General features: G+C 63.9%; 13 protein-coding genes. 5 read left to right on the top strand and 8 right to left on the bottom strand.

Features of this window, described 5'->3' with window-relative positions:
* The first annotated feature begins 340 nt into the window (after positions 1 to 340).
* Positions 341 to 1,180: a hypothetical protein gene (locus MHZ35_RS14620; protein ID WP_239436312.1), complete on the top strand. Its 840-nt coding sequence runs from the start codon at positions 341 to 343 to the stop codon at positions 1,178 to 1,180.
* A 289-nt stretch (positions 1,181 to 1,469) separates the two neighbouring features.
* On the opposite strand, the gene MHZ35_RS14615 is transcribed toward MHZ35_RS14620, so the two are convergent.
* Positions 1,470 to 2,777 (bottom strand): hypothetical protein, encoded by a 1,308-nt coding sequence (locus MHZ35_RS14615; protein WP_239436311.1) that lies wholly within the window; start codon positions 2,775 to 2,777, stop codon positions 1,470 to 1,472.
* A gap of 68 nt (positions 2,778 to 2,845) precedes the next feature.
* Here MHZ35_RS14615 and MHZ35_RS14610 point away from each other — a divergent pair, with 68 nt between their 5' ends.
* The gene (locus MHZ35_RS14610; protein ID WP_239436310.1) at positions 2,846 to 4,024 is read left to right on the top strand and encodes a hypothetical protein; all 1,179 of its coding nucleotides are present in this window, start codon (positions 2,846 to 2,848) and stop codon (positions 4,022 to 4,024) included.
* A gap of 83 nt (positions 4,025 to 4,107) precedes the next feature.
* Here MHZ35_RS14610 and MHZ35_RS14605 read toward each other — a convergent pair whose 3' ends face one another.
* On the bottom strand, positions 4,108 to 5,202 hold the full coding sequence (locus MHZ35_RS14605; RefSeq protein WP_239436309.1) for a restriction endonuclease: 1,095 nt from the start codon (positions 5,200 to 5,202) through the stop codon (positions 4,108 to 4,110).
* A gap of 36 nt (positions 5,203 to 5,238) precedes the next feature.
* Here MHZ35_RS14605 and MHZ35_RS14600 point away from each other — a divergent pair, with 36 nt between their 5' ends.
* Positions 5,239 to 5,529, top strand: coding sequence for a hypothetical protein (locus MHZ35_RS14600; protein WP_239436308.1), 291 nt, complete (start codon positions 5,239 to 5,241; stop codon positions 5,527 to 5,529).
* A gap of 55 nt (positions 5,530 to 5,584) precedes the next feature.
* Here MHZ35_RS14600 and MHZ35_RS14595 read toward each other — a convergent pair whose 3' ends face one another.
* Positions 5,585 to 6,412, bottom strand: coding sequence for an HNH endonuclease (locus MHZ35_RS14595; RefSeq protein ID WP_239436307.1), 828 nt, complete (start codon positions 6,410 to 6,412; stop codon positions 5,585 to 5,587).
* Between the two features lie 282 nt (positions 6,413 to 6,694).
* On the opposite strand from MHZ35_RS14595, the gene MHZ35_RS14590 reads away from it, so the two are divergent.
* Complete coding sequence (locus MHZ35_RS14590; RefSeq protein ID WP_239436306.1) at positions 6,695 to 9,211, top strand: ATP-binding protein; 2,517 nt, start codon at positions 6,695 to 6,697, stop codon at positions 9,209 to 9,211.
* Positions 9,208 to 10,155: a response regulator gene (locus tag MHZ35_RS14585; protein ID WP_239436305.1), complete on the top strand. Its 948-nt coding sequence runs from the start codon at positions 9,208 to 9,210 to the stop codon at positions 10,153 to 10,155. Before MHZ35_RS14590 ends, MHZ35_RS14585 begins: the two co-directional genes overlap by 4 nt.
* Here MHZ35_RS14585 and MHZ35_RS14580 read toward each other — a convergent pair.
* From MHZ35_RS14580 to MHZ35_RS14560, 5 genes are read right to left on the bottom strand one after another with little or no spacing between them, the layout of a single operon-like run.
* A complete protein-coding gene (locus tag MHZ35_RS14580) occupies positions 10,152 to 11,396 on the bottom strand; it encodes a DNA cytosine methyltransferase (RefSeq protein WP_239436304.1) in 1,245 nt (414 codons plus the stop codon). The two genes, MHZ35_RS14585 and MHZ35_RS14580, sit on opposite strands and share 4 nt — an antisense overlap.
* A 24-nt stretch (positions 11,397 to 11,420) precedes the next feature.
* A complete protein-coding gene (locus MHZ35_RS14575; RefSeq protein WP_239436303.1) occupies positions 11,421 to 11,849 on the bottom strand; it encodes a very short patch repair endonuclease in 429 nt (142 codons plus the stop codon).
* An 8-nt stretch (positions 11,850 to 11,857) separates the two neighbouring features.
* Positions 11,858 to 17,347, bottom strand: a complete 5,490-nt coding sequence (locus MHZ35_RS14570; protein WP_239436302.1) for an ATP-binding protein — start codon at positions 17,345 to 17,347, stop codon at positions 11,858 to 11,860.
* On the bottom strand, positions 17,344 to 18,849 hold the full coding sequence (locus tag MHZ35_RS14565; protein WP_239436301.1) for a hypothetical protein: 1,506 nt from the start codon (positions 18,847 to 18,849) through the stop codon (positions 17,344 to 17,346). The genes MHZ35_RS14570 and MHZ35_RS14565 overlap by 4 nt, the downstream gene beginning before the upstream one ends.
* Complete coding sequence (locus tag MHZ35_RS14560; protein ID WP_239436300.1) at positions 18,846 to 20,951, bottom strand: hypothetical protein; 2,106 nt, start codon at positions 20,949 to 20,951, stop codon at positions 18,846 to 18,848. The genes MHZ35_RS14565 and MHZ35_RS14560 overlap by 4 nt, the downstream gene beginning before the upstream one ends.
* Between the last annotated feature and the right edge of the window lie 7 nt (positions 20,952 to 20,958).

The following is a 20,958-nucleotide window of genomic DNA, read 5'->3' as shown; positions in this document are numbered from 1 at the left end:
CTCGGCCTCCTTCAGGATGCCGATGATCTGCTCTTCCGTAAACTGCTTCCGCTTCATTCCGTCCGTCCCTTCAAGGGCCGGTCTCTAGTTCCAGGTGGATGAAGAAACGGGGGTCACGTCATGTACGACGCACGCCCCGGCCAGCCGAGGCGGCTGCCCCGCGCGACGGGGGCGGTGCGAAGCTGAAGCAGCCGGGCGGCCCCGGTTATCGGGTGATTCCACCAAATGTCGGGCGAGCAACCCCCAGCTAGCCAGGCCGGAACGCGCCGCGATACACCCGATGCCGTCCGGGCCGGCGACCTGCGCCGCGCCCCTTCGACCCTGCGGGTGGAGTTGCATCGTGACGCTGCATTGCGCATCCTGGCTCGGTTCGATGGTCGCCGCCGCGGCGCTGGCGACGCTGGGCTGCACCGCCGCCCACGCACAGGATCAGGGCCAGGACCACGCCTCCACCGACATCGACGAACTCGCCCGCAGGGTCTCCAACCCCGCATCCTTCATGATCAGCGTTCCGGTCCATTCGGAACTCAGCATCGGCGGCGACGAGACCGGCAACTCCCAGCATTATCTGCTGGACGTGGAGCCGGTGCTGCCGTTCCGGCTCACCCCGAACTGGAACCTCATCTCGCACACCGACTTCCCGCTCGCCTATGCCGATCCGGCGGGGCCGCGCGGGGGCGTCTTCGGGCTGGGCGACATCCACCAGACGATCTCCTTCACGCCGGCGGGCCACAAGGGGTTCATCTGGGCGGTGGGTCCGCAGGTCGGCCTTCCCACCGCCACCAGCAGCAAGCTCGGCTCGGGCAAGCTTTCGATGGGACCGTCGGTATTGCTGCTGAGGCAGAGCGCGACAATGACCTTCGGCCTCTCCGCCGATCACCTCTGGTCGATCGCGGGCAAGGACGACCGCGAGGATATCAGCGCCACCGAAGTGCAGCCCTTCGTCGCCTGGCACATCGGGCAAGGCCGCACGATCTCGACCAACGTGGACGTCGGCTACGACTGGAAACACAAGCAGTGGGAGCTGCCGGTCTCGCTCTCCTATTCCAAGGTGCTCAAGATCGGCGAGCAGGCGCTGAGCATGTCGATCGGCGGCAAATACTGGCTGGAAAGCCCGACGGGCGGATCCGATTTCGGCCTGAGGATCGGCGCCGTCCTGCTGTTTCCGCAGAAGCGCTGAGGCCAGCCCGCCGCCGGTGTGCGCCGGGGCAGCCAACGATCGTCGCTGGGAATTAGCGAAACAGTCCGGTAACCGGCGCTGTCGAACCAGCTGCTCGCCGGACCTTCCCGAACGCACGTAGCGCGGGAAGAATGGTGCCAGAAGAGGACTGTGATCGGGCATCCAAGCAGCTGATTATCCGCGCAAATCAGCAGCGGAAAATCACCGGCACCATCAATAGCACCAACACATCGTCCGGAAAAGGGTGGACATGCCTGGACCGGGCATATTTGCTTGGACTGACAGCCGCTTAATAATAGCCATACGGCGGGCGGAAGGCGTGATCGTCATCGTCGCCGAACAGCTTGTTCTTCTCGAAACGCTGCTCAAGGCCGTCAGCCGAGAGCGCCGCTTCGCGCGAGGCCAGCCGGCGCTCGGCCAATGCCAGGAATTCGACGACGCGGCCGGCGTTCGCCGACATTTCCTCGCCACGCAAATTCGCCACCAACCTCCGCAGCCGATCGAGCGCGGCCAATTCTTCCAGCACCTCGTCCAGTGCCTTGCCGCGGCGCTCGGCGATATGGTCCCGGCGAAGGGCGAGTTCGCGCAGCCGGCGCTCTTCCTCGCGTTGCCGTGCTTGCTCGTCGCGCTTGACCTGATCGTCCTTCTTGGCCGCCGCGAGCACAGCGATGCCGACCGCAATGTCGCTGGCCATGTTCTCGATCCGCTGGACCTTGGCGTCCTTGAAGGAACGCCGAGGGCTACCGCCCAGGAAATATGACTGCTGCAGCTCCAGCGCGAGCTGGCCGGTCGGATGATAATCCCATTCCGGCCGGCGCAGGAACGACGTGCTGAAATCCATGTCGTCCCAACTGTTCGGGTTCTTCCAGCGCCGCTCACGCCGCTTTCGCGCGGCTTCGTCCTCGGCAATCTCCTTTTCGGTAAGCACATGCTTTTCGCGCCGGACTCCCTCGCTGATGGAAAAGCCGATCGTCTCGCCGTCGCATTGGAAGCTTGCCGACTTCTCGCCCCGCGCCAGCTTGATTCCCAACGCTTCAGCCGCTGCCACGATGCGACCAAGGGCGAGTTCCAAGCGGTCGATCGAGGCCGGCGCGACGCTGGCCTTGATCACGTTCAAGCCTTCGATCGTCACGAGCCCGTTGATCGGGGACGGCTTCGCCTTGCGCAGCTGTGCGATCGTCCGATCGACGATCGGGTTCGCCGGCAAGACCGCGTCTGCGTCGATGGACGACGCGAGCAGGCGCGCGTTCTCACGCGCGGTCGCGATCACCTCAGGCTCCGGCCCCAATTGGCCAGCCGCGATCGTGATCCTATCGGACGTACCAGCCTTGGCTTTTGGCAATGGGCTTTGCTTGACCGGCTTGCCGGCGGCCTTCTTCGCCCACCACCCCAGCGGCGGGTTCGGAATGTCGTGCTTCTTGCAGATCTTGTGGAGGGCGACGTCCGAGAGCGCGAACTCCTTCGCCAGGTGGGTCATGGGTTTCGACCACACCAAATCGTAGAATTCCTGGCGCGTGAAGACCCTCGACATTCGTAAAGCATCCCTGACCAGTGTCGACGATTCCCGGCTATCACAGGATGCGTGATAGGTAAGCAAGCTCGGCCGCCTCGACAGCGCCGCGACACAATAGACGCGAACGATGCATATAGCGGAGATGAAAGTCGGTGGCTGAAATTCATGACGCGCTAAATTATCCCTACATCCGAGTGCGCGACGTCGACTGGTTGAAGAGCACGCTTCTGCTCTTTCCTCACGTCGCTCGCATACGGCCTTACGATGCCCCCGAGGACGACCCCGAAATCGATGTCTTCGCGAACACTATTGGTGCGAGGGATGAAGCTCTCCTACGCTCGATACATCCCCACGATATCCCGCATCATCTTCAGGAGGATCTCCTCGATCACCTGCAGGCAGCGCTTTCCCGGGACGGGAAGGCGCTGCGCCGCCGCTTCGGCAAATCCGCGACACAACGGGAGTTGGAGGGCCGCGGATTTGGAGGGGACGTCTGGGCAAGGCGCATGCGCGGGACCACACAGGTGCACCACGAAAAGTTCGCGCCGCGGCTTCTCCATGAGCTGCGCGAGAATGGGCTCGCCTGGGAACCGGAACAACCGGACCACTGGGGTTATGTGGAGATGCATCGCGTCATCGGTGACGCCGTGATGTCCGCGCTTGCGTTCGCTGCCGCCCAAGCTCGTGGCATGCGGCTCGTGACGGAATTCCCCGATCTCTACGCGCAGACCATCAAGCGCCCCATCGGCGAGATCTTTTCAGGCGTCACCGCGAGGCCCATTCGCGAGCGGCCGTCAGCCCTCAGCCGCAAAGGCGAGCTACTCGCAGAGGCGGTCATATTCCGACATTGTGATCTGTCGCGACTGGATGCCGGAAGCCTGGCGATGCTGAGCAAGGAGCACGAGGCTCTTTCGGACTTCCGGGATAGCGTGGAGGAATTCGCCAGAACCATCCCAACCGACATGACGGACCCTAAGGTCATCTCACAACATCTTGCCGATCGCGCCCAGTACGTGGTCGAGCGGTGGGAGGCGACCAAGCGGAACAGCCTGCCGTCCTTTCGGAAGATTTTCGGCGAAGAGGCCGGCGCGTCACTAAAAGACAGTTTGAAGGACGCATTCAAGGATAGTGTCAAGGCGGCAGCCCCGGGGGCAATGTTTGCCGCGGTGTCGCCCAAACATATGCTCCTATCCGCTGGCGGTGGGCTAGCGATCGGCGTCGCATTCCGACTTTTCGAGCGGACGGAGCGGCAAAGGAACGATGCGCAGGCTCTCCGATATCTCAACGTCCTTCAGCGGCATGGCGTCAGCATCTCGGTGAGCGCCACTTAGCAGGTAAGCCATCGAGCATTGCCGGCACGCGAGCCCAGGGGCATGCCGGGAGAAGGATCGAGGTCGGCCTCGTCCTCCGGGCTTCAGAGCGGCCGCCGGTTGACGGTGGTAACTTCTCCCGACCCAAGTATGAGATGAAGCTCCGCCGATCGCCGGCCGAGTTCGTCCGGCTCGACCGAACCCAGCCAGAACCACGGAAGCCGGCACGAGCACTGGTGTCCAAAGTCTTCCTCGCCGACGTCGTGCGGAATGAGCAGCGTGTCATGGCAACTGAGGCAACGGACATGAAAAGCACCGCAGACGTCGCACTTCCCGACCTTCTGCGGATAGGCGAGCAGCCTGATGCGACCGAGGGGATCACCGGCCTGAATCGCCTTCATCTCCACTTGGGGAAAGCCATCCCAGAAGATTCTGCCGCCGTTGCACGACCCAAGACATGCCGGCCACTCCGTCGGGTCGAAATCCGCGATGCGATCAAGGGGGATCAGGCAGATGCGCACCGTGTTCTGGGCGCGGCGCAAGGCCGCGTCGGAATGGCCAGTGGGACAGACGAGATAACCATGCCGGGCATCGACATCGTCCATCATGCCGAGAAGAGTTTCCACGTCCTTGACGTGAATCTTTCGCTCAATCCGCTTCGCCTCGACGATCGATCGACGGAGGACGTCGGGGCCATGCCGCGGCTCGATCAGCACGTCGACCTGTCGCAGAACGCCACTTCGCGCCCCCGTGATGCGCGCGTTAGGCGTGATGCACAGGCCGGTCGAAACCTGATCGACGAACAGTTGCGCGATCATGCGCTCATAGATCTTCCAGGCTTCCATAGACCGTCCGTTGCCGTTCGCCGCAACGGACGCGAAATAACCGTGATCCGCAATGCAGAATGTCGGCAGCTTAGGGCATAAGGCGGCATGTCGGAAATCCGGAAGGAGAATAGCGAGGTCGTCCGTCGCCGGGCGGCGCTCGAACGGGCAATAGCCAGGGGGTGCTCCGCTGGATGGCTTCTTCGTCTCTGGAGCCGCTTCGTGAAGACACGTGATGGCGGCCGATGCCTGAACTGCGAGCAGGAAGACGGAATCCAGACCCACCACGTGATGCGCCGCACGCTTGTGCCCTTCGCGGCGCTCGAGCTTGGAAACGGCATTTCGCTTTGTCGGCCGTGCCACCGGCTGGTGCATGCCAGGTTCAACGGGCGACCTACCCCGGCCTTGCCGATGGGTGCCGCCCAGGGAGACGATCAAGACGAGTGGTCATTCCTGTTCGGGATGCTGATGGACGATGCGACGAAGCGCGGGCTTGCGCATGACGAGCTCTACTTCCTAAGCGATGAGCTGCTCCGTTTCTCGCTCGCCTACCAGGGATACGAACCGCTTCTCGAAGCGGTTGCGGACGGAGAGCTCAGCCGGCTTCGCTTCATGCACGAGATCTGGCGTGCCATGCCGGAGCACTTTTACGTCGACCTTGCTTTGAAACTCGGCGCGGAGCTGCTGGCCGCGAGGCAATGAACGCTGGCGCCATCAGGGCAGCTGGCGGTCCGGGACTATAGGCTCCCTTCGCGACTCAGGATGGGATTGCCCGCTGATAGAGCCGCGACACGGGCTCCTCTGCGGCGGACTTCTTCAGATTGCACGGCTCGCACAGCAGCTGGAGATTGGTGATATCGTTGGCGCCGAAGCAGGCGAGCGGTACGACATGGTCGTAGCGTTCGGTCTCAAGGCGGTTAATCAAGGCTGCCAAGCTTCGCTTGCAGGCGCGGCATTCACCCTTGTCGCGGTAAAAGATCGCACGCCGTGCCCACACCGGGATGGCTACCCGCTTCAACGTGCCGCGGCGGGTCTTAAGTTCGTCGCCGAAGCCGGCCATCTCGATATAGTCCGCGCAGAGCCGGTTGAATTTCTGCAGGAACGCCACATCACCGAACAGGACATGGAAAACCTCGTCGGCCAGTTCGTCGAGAGCGTCGTGAAAGCGGCCGGACTCACTTGCAAAATCCCAGAAACTGTCCTCGTCTTGGAGAGCCTCCTCCGGAAACGGCACTGTGAAGATCCGCAGGAACTCGCGAAGAAAACGGTGGTCGGGGTCGATATTGGCGACTTCCTCAGTCATGATATCGACGGAAATCTCGCGGATGAAGTGATGAAGATTGGTATAGCGATGGAACGGGCGCATCAGCGTCAGCACCCGCATGTCTCCGAGAATATCCTCGATGCCGCGAAGATACGCACCCGAGCTGCTGACGATGTTGAAGACGGCATTCGCCAGATAGTAGACGCTGAAGCCGCGCGCTTCGTAATAATTTTCCGGCCGGGGCCGTCCCTCACTCATGCCGCCGCCCCCTGCGTTCTGCCACCAGCACCCATGCAATCCGCGCGCACGCGCTTCAGTCAAGATCCCATCACCCTGCATGCGTCCAGCATTATCCCCTATTAACGCTGCATGCCGCAGAGCGCAGTTCTGGCGCCCGCAATTCCTTAATCCCTTCGCCTTCCATAGGCTCCGATTGGCAAGCGGGAGCGCTGGTGGAGGGGGAGGGATTACCGCAGACCATCGATCATCTTGAACAATAATGACATGGCTTTCTCGCATGACCGGTGGGCCTAACGTCGCGCGCCCTGGGGCGGCAGGCCATGGCGACATCGGAACTTGCCCATTCGATGATGCCGCGTCATCATGGCACGACGTAAATTGGGGGCATTCCAGCGCCATCAGGAAGTGCGCGGGAGGCGAGTCAGTACCGGCGGCACCTGGGCGTGGGCGGCGGACCCCTGTCTAGGGCTTGGCAGGTACAGGATGGCAGCGAGGACAACGATCCGAAAACCCGCCGCAAAGGCCCCTGCAAAGCCAGTCCTGAAGCATTTCAGGATCAGTACTGGCCTTAAGGACCTGATCGGGCGCGACCTCATTACCGACGACTTCGTCGCAGTCTTCGAGCTCGTGAAGAACGCATTTGACGCGCGTGCAAGGAAGGTCGTCGTCGCGTTCGAGGAGGATGCGATCGTCATATCCGACGACGGCAAGGGCATGAGCCGAGCCGACGTCCTCGATAAATGGCTGTTCGTCGCCTACTCTGCGAAGCGGGATGGCACGGAAGACCAGGACTATCGCGACAAAATCGGCGAGGCGCGCAGGGTCTACGCGGGAGCAAAGGGAGTAGGCCGGTTCTCCTGCGATAGCCTTGGCGAGACCCTGCTTCTATGTAGCCGCGCCCGCGGCCAGGAAGTCCAGACCCTCGAGGTCGACTGGCGCGACTACGAGAAGGACCCGAAGAAGGAGTTTGCCAAGGTAGGCGTCAGGTTGGGCTCGGCCAATGCCTTCCCGCCCGAGGCGCATCATTCCCCGACGGGCCTTGGGACGAGCCTCGTCATCCGGCGACTTCGATCCGAATGGGACCGGGAGAAGCTACTCGACCTTCGCCGGGCCCTCAGCAAGCTCATCAATCCTTTCTCGACCAAGGGCGACAAGTTCAAGATCGAGATCGTCGCCGAGGCAGAGGCCGAGGAAGACGCGGAGATCGAGGCCCTCAACGCCGAGCGCGATCCCGAGGACCCTGCCGGCTTCGTCGTCAACGGGATTATCGAGAACTCGATCCTGAAGGCGCTCGCCGAGCGGACGACCGTCATTCGCGTGAAGGCAATCGAGGGTGGCGACCGGCTGGAGACGGAACTCGAGGACCGCGGGGACGTCGTCTACAGGATACGAGAGGCAAATCCGTACAAGCACCTCAAGGACGCAGGGTTCTCTGCCGACGTCTACTACCTCAATCGCAGCGCGAAGGTGACGTTCACCCGCCGGATGGGCGTGAGATCGATCAACTTCGGTTCGATCTTTGCATTCCGGAACGGCTTTCGCGTGTTCCCGATAGGGAACGAGGACGACGACTTCTTCGGCCTCAACAAGCGGAAGCAGCAGGGCCAGAGGCGTTTCCTTGGCACTCGCGAGCTGGTCGGACGGGTCGACGTCCTGGGGGTGCCCGGGTTCGACGAGGCCACCAGCAGGGCTGGTGGCTTCATCCAAACGAAGCACGTCGACCAGCTGGTCGAGGCCGTCGTGGACAAGTGCATCAAGCGACTCGAGCGCTATGTCGTGGACATCTCCTGGAAGGACGACTTCGACAAGGACGAGGCGGGCACTTCCCGGATGCGCCTCGATTCAAGCAGTGCGAAGATCGCTCAGCTCGTCTCGCGCCTCGCGGCTACCGAAGGCGTGGAGGTCGTCCACTATAACCCTGACCTCGTTCGCATCGTGGACGAACGCTCGGAGTCATTCCTTGATTCTTTCCGGGCGCTCGAGTTGCTCGCCGAGAAGACTGGCAACAAAAAGCTGCTGTCCACCGTGGACGTCGCCCGCGCGCGCATCGAGGCGTTGCAAGCAGCCGAGGCCGAGGCCCGCGAGGCCGAGCTGCGTGCCGAGGCGCGCGCCCTGAAGGCAGAGGGCGAGGTAGCAACGCTGGAAGGCATGCTCGACGACGAGCGCGGCCGTAACAGCTTCCTCATGTCGGCCGCGGCCCTAGACAAGGACACGATCCTAAACCTTCATCACCAGATCGGCATTCACGCCGCCGCAATCCAAAACAGCATCAAGCTCATGTCAGGGAAGTTGCGACGTGCCGCCGAGGTCAAGAAGGAGGACGTGCTTGGCTTCCTCGAGTCCGTGTCCTTCCGAAACAGCCAGATCCTGACGGCAGCGCGTTTCGCAAGCCGCGGAGGCTACAAGGAGCAAGCGTCGTCCCGGAAGGACGACCTTGCCCAGTTCATCCGGGACTACACCGACGCGATCGCAAATTCGTGGGCACCCGCCGGACTGAGCGCGACCGTCAAGGGAGCAGAGAAGGGGTTCGAGCGGACGTTCAAGCCGATCGAGGTGGGCATCATCGTGGACAACCTCGTATCGAACGCAGGCAAGGCCGAGGCATCGTCGCTCTTGCTGGCGCTGTCGGTCGAGAAGCGGGATGGCAAGCAGGTGCTCGTGATCGATGCCGCGGACGACGGCGTTGGCTGGAACAAGTCGCTAAAGCCCCTCGACTCAATGTTCGAGATGGGTGTCACGACGGGAAAGGCGGGATCGGGCCTTGGCCTCCACCATGTCCGCGAGGTCGTCGGTACGATGGGGGGAACCATAGAAGCCATGCCGGAACCTTATGATGATGCCCACCCGGGGGCCCACATCCGGATTAGGTTGCCAGCATGAAGCTCGACTTCCGGCTGCTGGTGATCGACGACCAGCCTGGCGAAATCGGCGACGCCATCGAGATGCTCCGCATGGAGCTGGAGGACAAGGGCTTTCGGCTCGAGGTGGAGGTGGCCCAGGACATCTCCGCCAAGGGCATCGACGACTATTGCAAGGCGGATGGCCGGAACATCGACCTCGCGATAGTCGACTACAAACTTGGCGAGGGAGAGTTCGACGGCGCCCTCGCGGCGAGCACCGTCCGCCGCCGCCTCAAGTACACCGACATCATCTTCTACTCCACCAGCCCACGCAAAGAGCTTGCCCAGAGGATGGCTGAGCACCATGTCGATGGCGTATTTATTGCCTCGCGGGGAGACGACTTCGACGAAGTTCTCCGTGGCGTCGCCGACACCATCGTCGGCAAGGCCGTCGACCTCAACCACATGCGCGGAATCGCGATAGCCGAGGCGGCGGAAATGGACCTGCTAATGGAGGAGATACTCGCGAAGGCGTTTGCATCGAAGAACGATGCGTTCGTCGCGAAGGGCAAGGACCGCATCGAGAGCTTGCTTGCCAACGAGCGGGACAATATCTTGAACTTGGAACGGCGGATCGAGCGTAGCGACGTCGTAGGCATCGTGACCGACAATGCGATCTTTGGATCCACGTACAAGTGGCAGGCCGTCTCAAAGCTAGGTGAAATGGCCCTAGGCAAGGGCGATGCCGCTTGCACGATCTTCGCGGACTATGAGGCCCAAGTCATAGCAAAGCGCAACCTGCTGGCACATGCACGGGCGATCATGGATGACGGGAACACGGCTTCATTGCGCGCCATTCGCCCAGGCAAGCCGGACGTCGAAATCGATGATACCTGGATGGTAGAGTTCCGAGGGCAACTGAATACGCAGCGCAACGCCCTGCGACGCATTTGCGAGGCCATCCATGACCGCTGCCCAGCCTAGATCGACCTCATCATTGCCGCTAGGCACTCGCCAATCTGTTCTGCCAGCAGAGGCGGCACGGCATTGGCGACTTGGGTGAACCGGGGAATCTCGGTCCGCCGCGACAGGCCACCCGTTGTGTATTTACCCTTGAACGCGAACCAGTCGGGGAATGATTGGAGCCTCGCGTTCTCGCGCACGGTCAAGGTCCTTGGCTCGCGGTAGTGCAGCAAGTCCTCGGGCATGCTCGTGATGGTCGGCGCTGGCGCGAGCGGGTCGAGGACCCGAACCGCGATCTTCTTGAGTCCATGCTTGCGCCGCAGCTCTGGCGAGATCACCTGGTTCAGCCTGCCGTCCTCCCCGCTACTTCGGATAATATCCGCGAAGCGCATGCTTATCTCCGGCGCATGCCTCGCGAGGCGTGTGTCGCTGGGCTGGCGCTCGTACCCCTGTTGCATGGCGCGCTGGAATGCGGAGATTGGACCACCGTAGGCTATTGCCTTGTACCCTACCGAATCCGGGCAATCGATCGTACCGGCCCTGCCGACCTCCAAGTCGGAAATGGCATCGCGCGATGTCGTGCCCAACGGCAAGCCCCTTGATGCCAGGAACCTGCTCGCGGTCACCTTCAATCGCCTGAAGAAGGAGTCAACCGCTCGCCCGGCCGCGATGTCGCGGCGTACCCCGACCAGAAAGAACCGAGGCCTGGCCTGCGGGACGCCAAAGTCGCTGGCCACGAGGATCGTATCCGCGGTTTCGTAGGCAGTGGACAGCCGTTCCTTCAGTTCCGCCGCGAAGTTTCGGCCTTCGCCGGGCATCCCTCGCCCGAAGTCAGACGTGAATCCCCTGACGTTCTCGATGAGCACTGCCCTTGGCTGGATCTCGTCAACGAGCGCGAGGTATTCCTCGAATAGGCGGTTGCGGGGGTCGTCGGCTTGTCGCCTCCCCGCATGCGAGAAGCCCTGGCATGGCGGACCACCGGCGATCAGGTCGACGTTGCCACCCATCTGGTCGACAAAGTCGCCGCATTGCTCGCGGAACGCGGCGATGTCCCATGCTTGCTCCGCGACGCCTGCCGGCCATGTCATGCGCAGCGGCGCATCATCCACAAGGAAGTTTGCGCGATATGTCTCGAACGCGAACGAGTCCTTCTCGATCGCGACACGGCATTCCCAGCCCGCTCGCTTCAATCCAAGGCTGAGGCCGCCGCAGCCCGCGAAGGCGTCGATGAACGACAATGGCTTATTGGCCGGACTAGCCATTCGAGCTGGCCCACCACGGGTGCGCTAGGTCGCCCCTTCGCGTATCGACGCCGCGAGTTCCATAGCGCGCGCAGCAACCTTGCCCCGGGGGCCAAGCTCGCATTCCCATGCCACGAGCACGCGCCAGCCCATTGCTTGCAACTCGCCAATGACGCGTGCGTCCCGCGAGACGTTGCGCGCGAACTTGTCGATCCAGAACTGCGTGTTTGACTTTGGCGTAGTGGCTACCTTGCAGCCCTCGTGCCGATGCCAGAAGCAGCCATGGACGAAAATCGCCGCCTTGTAGCGAGGAAGCACGATGTCGGGCTTGCCTGGCAACTTTCGATTGTCGAGGCGAAATCGGAAGCCGAGGGCGTGGAGCGCCTTCCGCAGCGCCACTTCTGGCGACGTGTCTCGAGACCTGATCCGAGACATCCGCTCGGAACGCTCCGCCGGGGTGAGGGTGTCGACCATCCACCCTGTCAGCCCTTCTGATCCTGCTGGACCAGCTCGAAGAACGGCAGCCCCCGGATGACCTCCCCCGGGACGTCGAAGGACTTGTACAGGCACTGGTGGTTCTGGAGGGACTTCACGCGCTCTGCCATTTCCGCAAGCGATCCGGTGAGCCCAAGCGCGGACAACTCAGCAGGAGTGACGTTGGGCACCTTGTGTACGAACCAGGTCAGGAGCGGGTCCCGATAGTCGGTTGCGTTGACCTTGAAGTGGCGAAGATATTGCGAGGCGAGGATGATGCCGACGCCAAACTCGCGCCCTTGCAGCAACAGCTTGCGCAGCACGTCGAACTCGTAGCGCATGATATTGTCCGCCTCGTCGACCAACAAGTAGGAGTCGATCGCGCGGAGTTGGGGGGCGGTTCCCAGGAATGGCCGCTTCGGAATTCTGAGCATGTTCTCGTAGAATAGGTTGAGCATGACGGCGACGAGCATGTTCTTGCTGCGATCGTCCTGCCCAAGCGCATCCAGGGAGATCACCACCACGCCGTCGAGGAATTGGTCGAAGGGGATGGTCGATCGCGTATCCTGCGCAAACACCTCCATGTCGACGAGGTCGTCGATGATGGCCATGATCGAGTCCGACTTGCCCTCCAGCATCTCGGAGTAGATGGCGTGGACGTCGTAGAGCGTCGGAGGCGAACCCGGTAGGGAAGCATCGTATGCGGCGCGCACGGCCTTCTTTAGCTTGTCGCGTTGCACCGGGCCGATGCCCGAGTAGATCTTGTCCAGCACGTCGGCGAAGAAGCGGTAGCGGTGCAACCAGGGGGCAGTCGTCTCCTCCATCGTGCTGGTATCGAACAAGTTGATAGGCAGGCGCTCCGGCCGGACGACCCTCGCCCCCGTCGCTGCAACGAACTCGGGGCTGCTGTAGTCCCGCTTGTAGTCGAAGATCAGGAAGCGGGGTCGGATGCCCCGGTTCGCCTCCCTCGATTCCGAAATCTGGAGGATCAGGGACTTCAACAGCTGCGTCTTGCCCGTGCCGAGATCGCCCACCACGCCCATGTTCAGGTGGTTGAGCCTCGTATCGCCGATGTTGAGCGATACCTCTCGGGGCTGGAAGCCATCGACGGTCTTGCCGACCTCGAGTACGACCCCGGTGCTCGCATTTTCCTCCACCGAGGCGGAATCGGCCTCGGCAGGGACCGCAAGCGCGTCCTCCTCCTCGATTTCGGGACTTTGTTCTATTTCCGGGGTTGCCGCGGACGCGCGTGCCGCCCCAGCCGACGCCGGTAGCGGCTCCGCCGGGGCAGGTACCGATTCCCCCACTGACGCTGAGGACGTTTCGGCGGGCTGGCCCGCCATCGTCGGCAAGAGGCCCCAGTCCCCAACCTTGGCGCGAACGCTATCGTAGAAGGTCGCTACGTCCCCGCCCACGATGCATCCAGCGTCCTGCATCCCTATCGTGATGGTCTCGTCGAAGCCGTCGCCGTCGCGATCTCGCGCGCTACTCCTAGGGCTATCGTCGACGATTATGAGCCTTCCGCGCGCGTCGATCGAGACCGGGCAATCCTCGGCCAGCACCGCCGCGGCAATCCGCTCGTGGAAGGTGGACCAGCGTTCCTGGTCGACGACGTCGGGATGCTGGCTGTAGACCCTCATGCCGAAGCCGACGAGGGAAAGGAGGAGGTGCTGGAACGCGAGAGACCACGCCCGCGGCTGCCCCTCATGGGGAAGCATCGATTCGAGAAGCCGGGACATTGTCCGGGCCTGCTCGAGCGCGTCGGAGACCTCGGTCGCCGGGAAACTGGAGCCGGGCCGGCACTTCACCTCGATTGGCGTAAGGTGGATGCGCACCGATCCGCCGGACAGGCGGACCCCGATGACGAGGAGGTCTGGACGAGAGAGACTCGCCTCCTTCGCCTTGCGCAAGGTCCTGGCGATGTCGGAAATGTAACCGCGGAAGGGATCGACCGGCACGATGATCGCGATATGCGCGTCATCGCCGCTTCCGCCGATCACTGGAAGAAGGCTCTCGACGTCGGCGATGGCGCGGAACCGATCCTGGAGCAACCTGACCGCGAGGAAGAGGCCGAGATCGCCAGTCGCGCCAGCATCATCCCCTGCAAGCCCGCGGATGGTCGGGATCCCCCGGCGGGCCACTTCGAGCAAGACTTCCTGGACTTTGTCCGCGGGCATCCCAGCGCATCCCGGCAGCCTGGCGAGCGCCTTGCCCAAGGCCTCGCGGTCTGCGTCCTTGACCCTCGATAGGAGGTAGTAGCCGTTGGTGTCGCCTGCCCGGTGGGAATAAGATGGCAGGTCGTAGTCCCACAGATACGTGCCCTCCAGCCACCCGCCGAGAAAGCAGGCTGGATCGATCGCCGACGAGGAAACAGCGACGAAGTCGGTCCTTCGGTTCTCCAGCATGTCGTGGATCGCGTTGACGTTCGGAGCGAAGCTCAGGCCGGCACGTTCCGCTCCAAGGTTTTCCATCGTCGCGATGCAGGCAGCAATCTTGTCGGCGAGGGCGTCGCCGGACATTGCCGGGGCGATGCCCTGGCGGGACTCGCTGATGAACGCCCCGGGGAGCTGCCTCCGGATCCGATGGCGGATAAGGCCTGCATGGCCAAGCGGAGTGCGATTCTCTACCCGGGAGGCACCGGGCTCGGACATGTCTAGCTGCGCGATGATTCCCAGGTCCGGCACGACCCCGGCTGGCTGGCCGTCGAACCAGCGGACCTTGTTCCCGGTGTCCTCGGACAGGTTTGCAATGCGCGCGTCGTCCGGTCGCGACGCGATGTCGCGGTCATCAAAGATGTTGACGTGGCGGTGTCCAACCGACTGTCGCACGGGACGTCCCTCATCTTCCTGGTACCGGCTCGCGCACCAGCCGATCAGGCCCTCGTTGCAAGCATCGGTCGTTCCTCCCGCGCTGGTCACGGCGATCCCGACGACCGGCTTCGCGGCCAGGAGATTCGAGACGTCATCCAGCGCGCGGCCAACCTGTGCAGCGCTGAACCCGACCGAGATGCCGCCAACGGTTACGCCGAAGCCGTCGCCGAACGGGGCCATCTGGGACCGTGCCGGGAGGCCAGTAAGCTGGCGCCCGTTCCACAGAACCGACCAATAGTCCGTGCCGTTCTCGACGGCGACGAAGTCAATATGGTCGATGCCCGCCGGCGAGCGGAGGGCCATCGAAAGGATGTCGGGGATGCAATCGGGGTCCAAAACGCTCGCGGCAGGACAGGGCTTGTCGGCCTCGTCCGACTCCAGAAGCACCATCTGCGCCATCGCTTGCCACGCGAGGCGTGCAGGGTGGAGCGGAGACAACAAGACGGCATCTGGCACCCGCGAGAGCGTCCGTCCATCTTGTTGCAGCGAGGTCACCGCGATGACGTCCACCCAGCATGCCACGTCCGGCTCTGTGGCCAGCCAGGCTTGGTAGGAGGACAAGTATTGCTCCACCAGGCCGCGGAACGCTTCGTCGGTCGAGAGCCACTTCCCGAGCTGCGCGGACTCGACGAGGCCCGTTTCGTCCCCGCCGCCCCGGATGCGATCCGCCAAGGCCACACGAGCCTCGACGAAGCCGGGGGGTGGCAGGAACTCCGAGGGCGCGGGACGTGGGTCCTTTAGGAAGCGCCCGCTTGAGAACACTGGGCCGTTGGCTTCCGACCAGCTCGGCTGCACCCATGACCCAACGTAGTCCTCAGCGATGATGACCGGCATGTAGGACCGGGCAGCCAGCTCGGCCGACAGCATCCAGTCCTGAAAGCTCGACGATCTTGCATTGCGGTTGAGCTGCACGATTGCCCGTGCCTCCGCGGGCTGCAAGACGCGACGGTTTGCACGGATGAGCCGCTCGAACTCGCTGCGACAGCCTTGCTGCTGGACCTCCTCAACCGACAGGAATGCCCTACAAGCCTCGTGCGAGACGGTGCCGTCGGGCGCCTCGCGCTCGAAGCCGATGTCGAGCTGGTAGTTGCCGTCAAGCTCGACCTCGATCTGGTATTGCCGCGGCCGGATCGTTCGCACGGCCAATGTCGCGGCGGCATCCCCTCGCTCTGCGGCGTCATCAGGATTGCCAGCGGCAGTCTCGTCGAGCGAGATTCCCGGCGAGCAAAAGACGAGCAACTCATAGCGGCCGGCTCCCGGGAGCAACAGGCTGGCCTCGTACTCCGGGCTCCCCTTCCCCTTCCGGCGCTTGGGCGGCGTCAACTTGCGGGCAAGGCGGCATGCGACGAAGATGCCTGGCGCCCAGGTCGCCAGCGAGACCACCTTGATGGCGCCAGGCTTGAAGTGCTCCGCCGATGCCACGTACCGCATGGGGGTCCGGTGGACCGGCGGTGCCGCGTCCCGGAATGTCCGGCCGCTGTCTGCGCGAACTTGGCCAACCTCCTTCCCCGAGGGACCGCTCGGCGTTCGCTCGATCGTGACGACCGCGTTCGAGGCATCGAGCCCGACTGTCTCGAACTGGAGTTCCACCTGTTCCTCGACGAGGACTGGCATGCCCTTGCCCAGCGGGACGATGCCGTTAGAGCATATCATGATGATGTCGCCCGTTGCCGACGCTTCCTCGGCAAGCAACTCCGACCATTTCTCGACCGTCAGGCTGGTCCACCAGGCAGGGGCCGGGGCGACGACCAACCCGGAAGCAGGGGCGTAGTAGGCAGCAGCGGCCCTTTCGAAGGCCGTCGGGCGGTCGCAGGCGACCCTGAGATGGGTCAGGAAGTCGCCGAGCGTGGCAATGTCCTCGTCGGCAGCCGATTCCTGGGCACGTGCCACGCCGGCATTGAAGCCGTCGGCAAGGGCGTCGGCGACCTTCTCCAGGGTCGACACTTGCTCCCTTGGTGAAAGGCCACCCGACTGCATCGGCGGCAGCCCGCACGCCAGGCTCAGGCGGGATGCCGGAGAGAGCTCGTCGCCGACCGGGTAGGCCGAGAAAACGCGCGACACCACGCGCCATGCCGAGGCGCGCTGGGTCCGCTCTCTGTCGACCTCGTCGCAGGCACTCGCTGCATGCTCGACCAGCGCTCGTGCGCCCTCTCGGCTCTCCTCCGGGATGCCGGCTTGCGCAATGCCAATGCCGACGAGTTCCTGCAGGAACTCGTCGGCCCACCAGTCCTCGAAGGGGACGTTGCCGGCGTTGTTCGCTGCCAGCATGCCGAACTCATCCGTCGTCGTCGAGACAGACTTGTTGCTGTGCTGTCCGGGTGGGACGAGGGCTACGTAGGTGGGGCGTGCCGGGGAATTCCGTAGCACCAACAGGTGGGTCTCGTCGCAATGCCCGGATGCGCCGACGGCTGGGTTGACCTGACCCATGGCGAGCGATGGTACCTGGAGCAGGATTGGTACCGGAGGGCCGTCGTGCCCACTCCCGTCCACGAGCATGTCGAACACGTCCCGGAGTATCTCTAGTGGGGGACCGTGGAAGATCAGGCGCACCTCGGCACCTTCGTCGGCCATGGCCTGGTCAAGCCTGGACCTGACGATCGTCGCAAGCGCAGCAGCGAGCCGGTTCATGCCGCGGGCTCCGTGAAGGGCGGCACGAGCAGCATGCCGCTCTCGGCATCGGGGCTGTCGAGGACGAGCCCGAGCATCCGCAGCTGGCTTCCGAGGTCGTTCTGGGCAATGTCGCGATGGTCGATCGAGATGCCGTAGCTCGCGAGGTGCTGCGCAAGGCGACGCACGGACCTCGGACCGGTCGTTCCAGCCAGCGAGCAATGCACGAGCGCAAGGACGGCGACCGGCCCGAGGCCGACCACCCAGGGGCTCGACTTGCTCGGGCCCTTCTTGCGTAGCGCGTACCCCTGGTCATAGCCACGGAGGATGTCGCTCGCGGCTTGCCGCTGGCCAAGGACGTGCCTGGCGAATTCCATGATGTTCGACCCAATTCCCTTGCGGCACAGTATCGCCCGGTTCTCCCGTTCCTGCACCTCCTCGACCGTCTCGAGGAGGCCAGGGCGGTCCAGGGCAGTGGGTGCCCGCCTGATCGCCTCGCATAGGGCGAGCATGCCTGCCGCGGAGCCGAGGTCCCCCTCGAATGCCGTTCCCGCGTCCTCAAGGGCCCACAGCACCGCATTGATGCCGATCCGCGACTGCAGGAAGGACGACGCCCTGTCCTTGATCGCCGGCAGGGCCCGGTCGCCGTACGAAAGGTACGAGAACGTGGCGGGGAACATCGCCGACCGAGCCTCCTCGATGGTGGTTGGCCCACCACCCGCAAGCGCGGCGCGAGCAGCTGCCCACGCCCGGTCATGCACGTCGCAAAGCCAAACGACATGGGAGACCGTGCCAATCCGGAGGATTGCCTCCAATAGGCTGGTCCATTGCCGCCGGGTCATCGCGCCCTTCGCGCCAAGGACCGAGACGAGATCGTGCGTGAATTGCCTTGCCGGGTAAGACAGGCCAGCACGATCAGTCGGCGAGAGCGAGCCCACGTCCCCCGGCGGCACTTGCTGCCATTCCCGGCTCGCGACCCAGCCCCCTATCTCTCGCTGGAGGAAGCGAGCAAAGACGTCATCATCGTCGTCAACCGACAGCGCGCTGAACAGGCTCGCCCAGATGGCCTGCGCCGCGCCTGCGTCTTCGGACCCCAGCCACACCATCCGCCGCACGAGCGAGCCCGCGGACCAGGGATTACCGGCAAGGCGCGCCGAGCCCGAAAACGCCGCGGCCTGTGGCACGAGCGGCGTCACCTGGAGGAAGCGCTTCGAAGACTGGTTGGGAAGCTTTGGGCTTTCCAACGCGGAATGGAGCATCATGTGGAAGGAGTCGGGGTCCAACGCCGCTCCGTCGCGCTCTCGCCGGCGATTGCGAAACTTCTGGATTTCCTTGTCGAGGTCGCGCCCCTGTTGCGGGACTGCGCCCTCCGAAAGCCCTCGAAAACCGACGACGCGGTACAGCGAGGCCAGGATGACCTCGGAACTCGCATATTCCGGGGCGGGCGTCATTGCCAACACTGAGCTGGAATAGGCTTCGTGGGAAGATTTCCATGGCTCTTCGCGGAACTTGGCAAGGCTCATCGTCCCGTTCCCCCGCGATGCGCGGCGAAACCCTGGCGGCGCTCCTCCACGACGACCTCGCCTGCGCCGATTCGTATCTGGGCGCGGTCAAGGATGTCGCGGTCGCGCACGATCGGCCCGGACAGCCGCGCACGCGCGGTGTCGAGCAATGCCAGCACCGTGCGAGGAAGCGAGGCGACCGACATTCCGCGCTCGAGTTCCTTCACGGCCCGGAACAGCTCGAACGTCAGGGCGATTGGCTGGGACGACCGCCCAGCGCCAACCTTGAGGAAGGATATCGGATTTCGCGGGCGATCGACGGCATGCTCTTCGAGGGGCTTCACGGGTCGCGCCGGCACCACGAGCGTGGCGCGCTGCATCGGCGGGGGAAGTGGCTGGCCGAACGTCGTGGTGAGCGATATCTCGAAGTCTTGGTTCGTGTTGAGGAGGCGTTCGACCTCGCGCGCGACATCGTAGAGGTCGCTTCCGGCCTCGTCCTCGACCACGGCCTGGAAATCCGCGAGGATGCTGGCGTCCAGCACCGTGGCCGTGCGCGCGCCGATCGTTCGCCTGACGATGCGACAGGCAAAGTCGCGGCACATGCGCTGGACCCTGCTGGCGGCCTGGGGGCGCTTGCGCCGGATCGCACTATTGGAAAGGTCCGCGTCGAGCGTGGCGAGCCTGTCGAGCAGCTCCATTTCGATTCGTGGGATGACCTGAGACTTCCGTATATAGTCTAGTCCCTCGCTGATCGAGCGGCTGAACCTGACATCGAGGTCCCGCAGCCACCACGTCGTTCGCTGGGTCACCTGAACTTCGGTATCCGGGTCCGCCATCGCCGGGTCCATGATATCTACCAGGCCATCAAGGGACATGCCGATGGTCGCTGGGAGATATTGGACGCGCCGGGACGCCAGGAACCAGTGCAGGCCCATGGCGGTGTTGTCGTCTTCGAGGCCCAGCTCCTTGATGTCGCGAAGCAACGATGGCCCAGCCTCCCTGTCCCAGCGATGGAACAGCGCATGCTGGTACTGCGCAGCAACCAGCTGGAATAGCGCCATCGAGGTGTCGCGGGACGGCTTGCCTCGACGCCGCGCGAGGTCGTCATGCTGGATGAGACGGGCTGCCCAGGTACATGGCGGGACGCCAGCGTTCCGCGACGACACTTGGTGCCCGGCCAGCAGGTACGAAGCCAGCGAGAACAGGTCGCGAAAGCTCCATCGCTTGCCGCTGGCCACCTCGTACCATCGCAGTATCTTCAGCAAGGATGACCGTTCCCGCTCGCGGGCGAGCTGCTCGCGACTGCCGCAGAACGGGCAACCAGCCCCGGCCTCGCACGAACCCGGCTCGGCCCATTTCTCCGCGTCCAGGGCCGCAGCGAGGAGAGCGCTGGCTGGCGATGGCCCCCCGGCGAGGGGGCTAACCAGCAGCGATTCCGCGTCCATGGGCCAGACGGCCACCTGCGGGAACGACGGGAGCGGCCAGCATGGCGGAGCTTCCGGAAACAGCCCCACGGCACGTGCCACCGCTTCCAGCAACTCGCGGCCCGGCGCGGCCCCGGTATCCATCGCCTCGATCAAGGCGTCGTCCAGCACGCCGCGGTTGACGCAGCACAGGTAGGCCTGGTCGGCATCGTCGAGGGCCGCGGAGATCTCGGATAGCAGCAGCTGCGCTGCCGTGCGCGTCTCGACGCCCGTGACGACGGAGGCATCCTGCACCACCGATAGTCGTTCGGCGACATCGCGCCCGCCAACCTCCCGCAGGCCCACGTCTACGACGCGCGGCACGATGCCGTCTTCGGGCGAGAACGCTTCGGCAAGGGTGGACACCAGGCTGGATCCGGCTCCCAGCGCGGTGTCGAGCCAGCGTATGGTAGACTCGATCGCCTCGGTCTTCCCGTTACCCGGGCCGCCGACCAACAGGAGGATGCGCGGCGTGCCGGGCTCACTCCTGGCGTAGGCCTTCGCCCAGACCTCGAGGCGATGCAGCAAGTTGGTCTCGAACACGACGCTTCCCGGGCGGCCGCTCTCGTCGTCGAAGAGCCGCCGGACGCCACCCGCCCGGTGCCCGGCCCAGTTGACCAGCTGCGCGGGAAACTCTGCCGCCCACTCCCCGTTCGTCATGCCGTCC

This window comes from Sphingomonas sp. ACRSK (genome assembly GCF_022346685.1).
Taxonomy (GTDB): domain Bacteria; phylum Pseudomonadota; class Alphaproteobacteria; order Sphingomonadales; family Sphingomonadaceae; genus Sphingomonas; species Sphingomonas molluscorum.
This window is presented reverse-complemented; position numbering and strand designations above follow the sequence as displayed.

Bases quoted from the DNA above. Each gene is read 5' to 3' on its own strand.
- MHZ35_RS14570 (WP_239436302.1), bottom strand. From the start codon at position 17,347: ATGAACCGGCTCGCTGCTGCGCTTGCGACGATCGTCAGGTCCAGGCTT.
- MHZ35_RS14575 (WP_239436303.1), bottom strand. From the start codon at position 11,849: ATGGTCGACACCCTCACCCCGGCGGAGCGTTCCGAGCGGATGTCTCGG.
- MHZ35_RS14590 (WP_239436306.1), top strand. From the start codon at position 6,695: ATGGCACGACGTAAATTGGGGGCATTCCAGCGCCATCAGGAAGTGCGC.
- MHZ35_RS14565 (WP_239436301.1), bottom strand. From the start codon at position 18,849: ATGAGCCTTGCCAAGTTCCGCGAAGAGCCATGGAAATCTTCCCACGAA.
- MHZ35_RS14605 (WP_239436309.1), bottom strand. From the start codon at position 5,202: ATGCACCAGCCGGTGGCACGGCCGACAAAGCGAAATGCCGTTTCCAAG.
- MHZ35_RS14600 (WP_239436308.1), top strand. From the start codon at position 5,239: ATGGGTGCCGCCCAGGGAGACGATCAAGACGAGTGGTCATTCCTGTTC.
- MHZ35_RS14560 (WP_239436300.1), bottom strand. From the start codon at position 20,951: ATGACGAACGGGGAGTGGGCGGCAGAGTTTCCCGCGCAGCTGGTCAAC.
- MHZ35_RS14585 (WP_239436305.1), top strand. From the start codon at position 9,208: ATGAAGCTCGACTTCCGGCTGCTGGTGATCGACGACCAGCCTGGCGAA.
- MHZ35_RS14580 (WP_239436304.1), bottom strand. From the start codon at position 11,396: ATGGCTAGTCCGGCCAATAAGCCATTGTCGTTCATCGACGCCTTCGCG.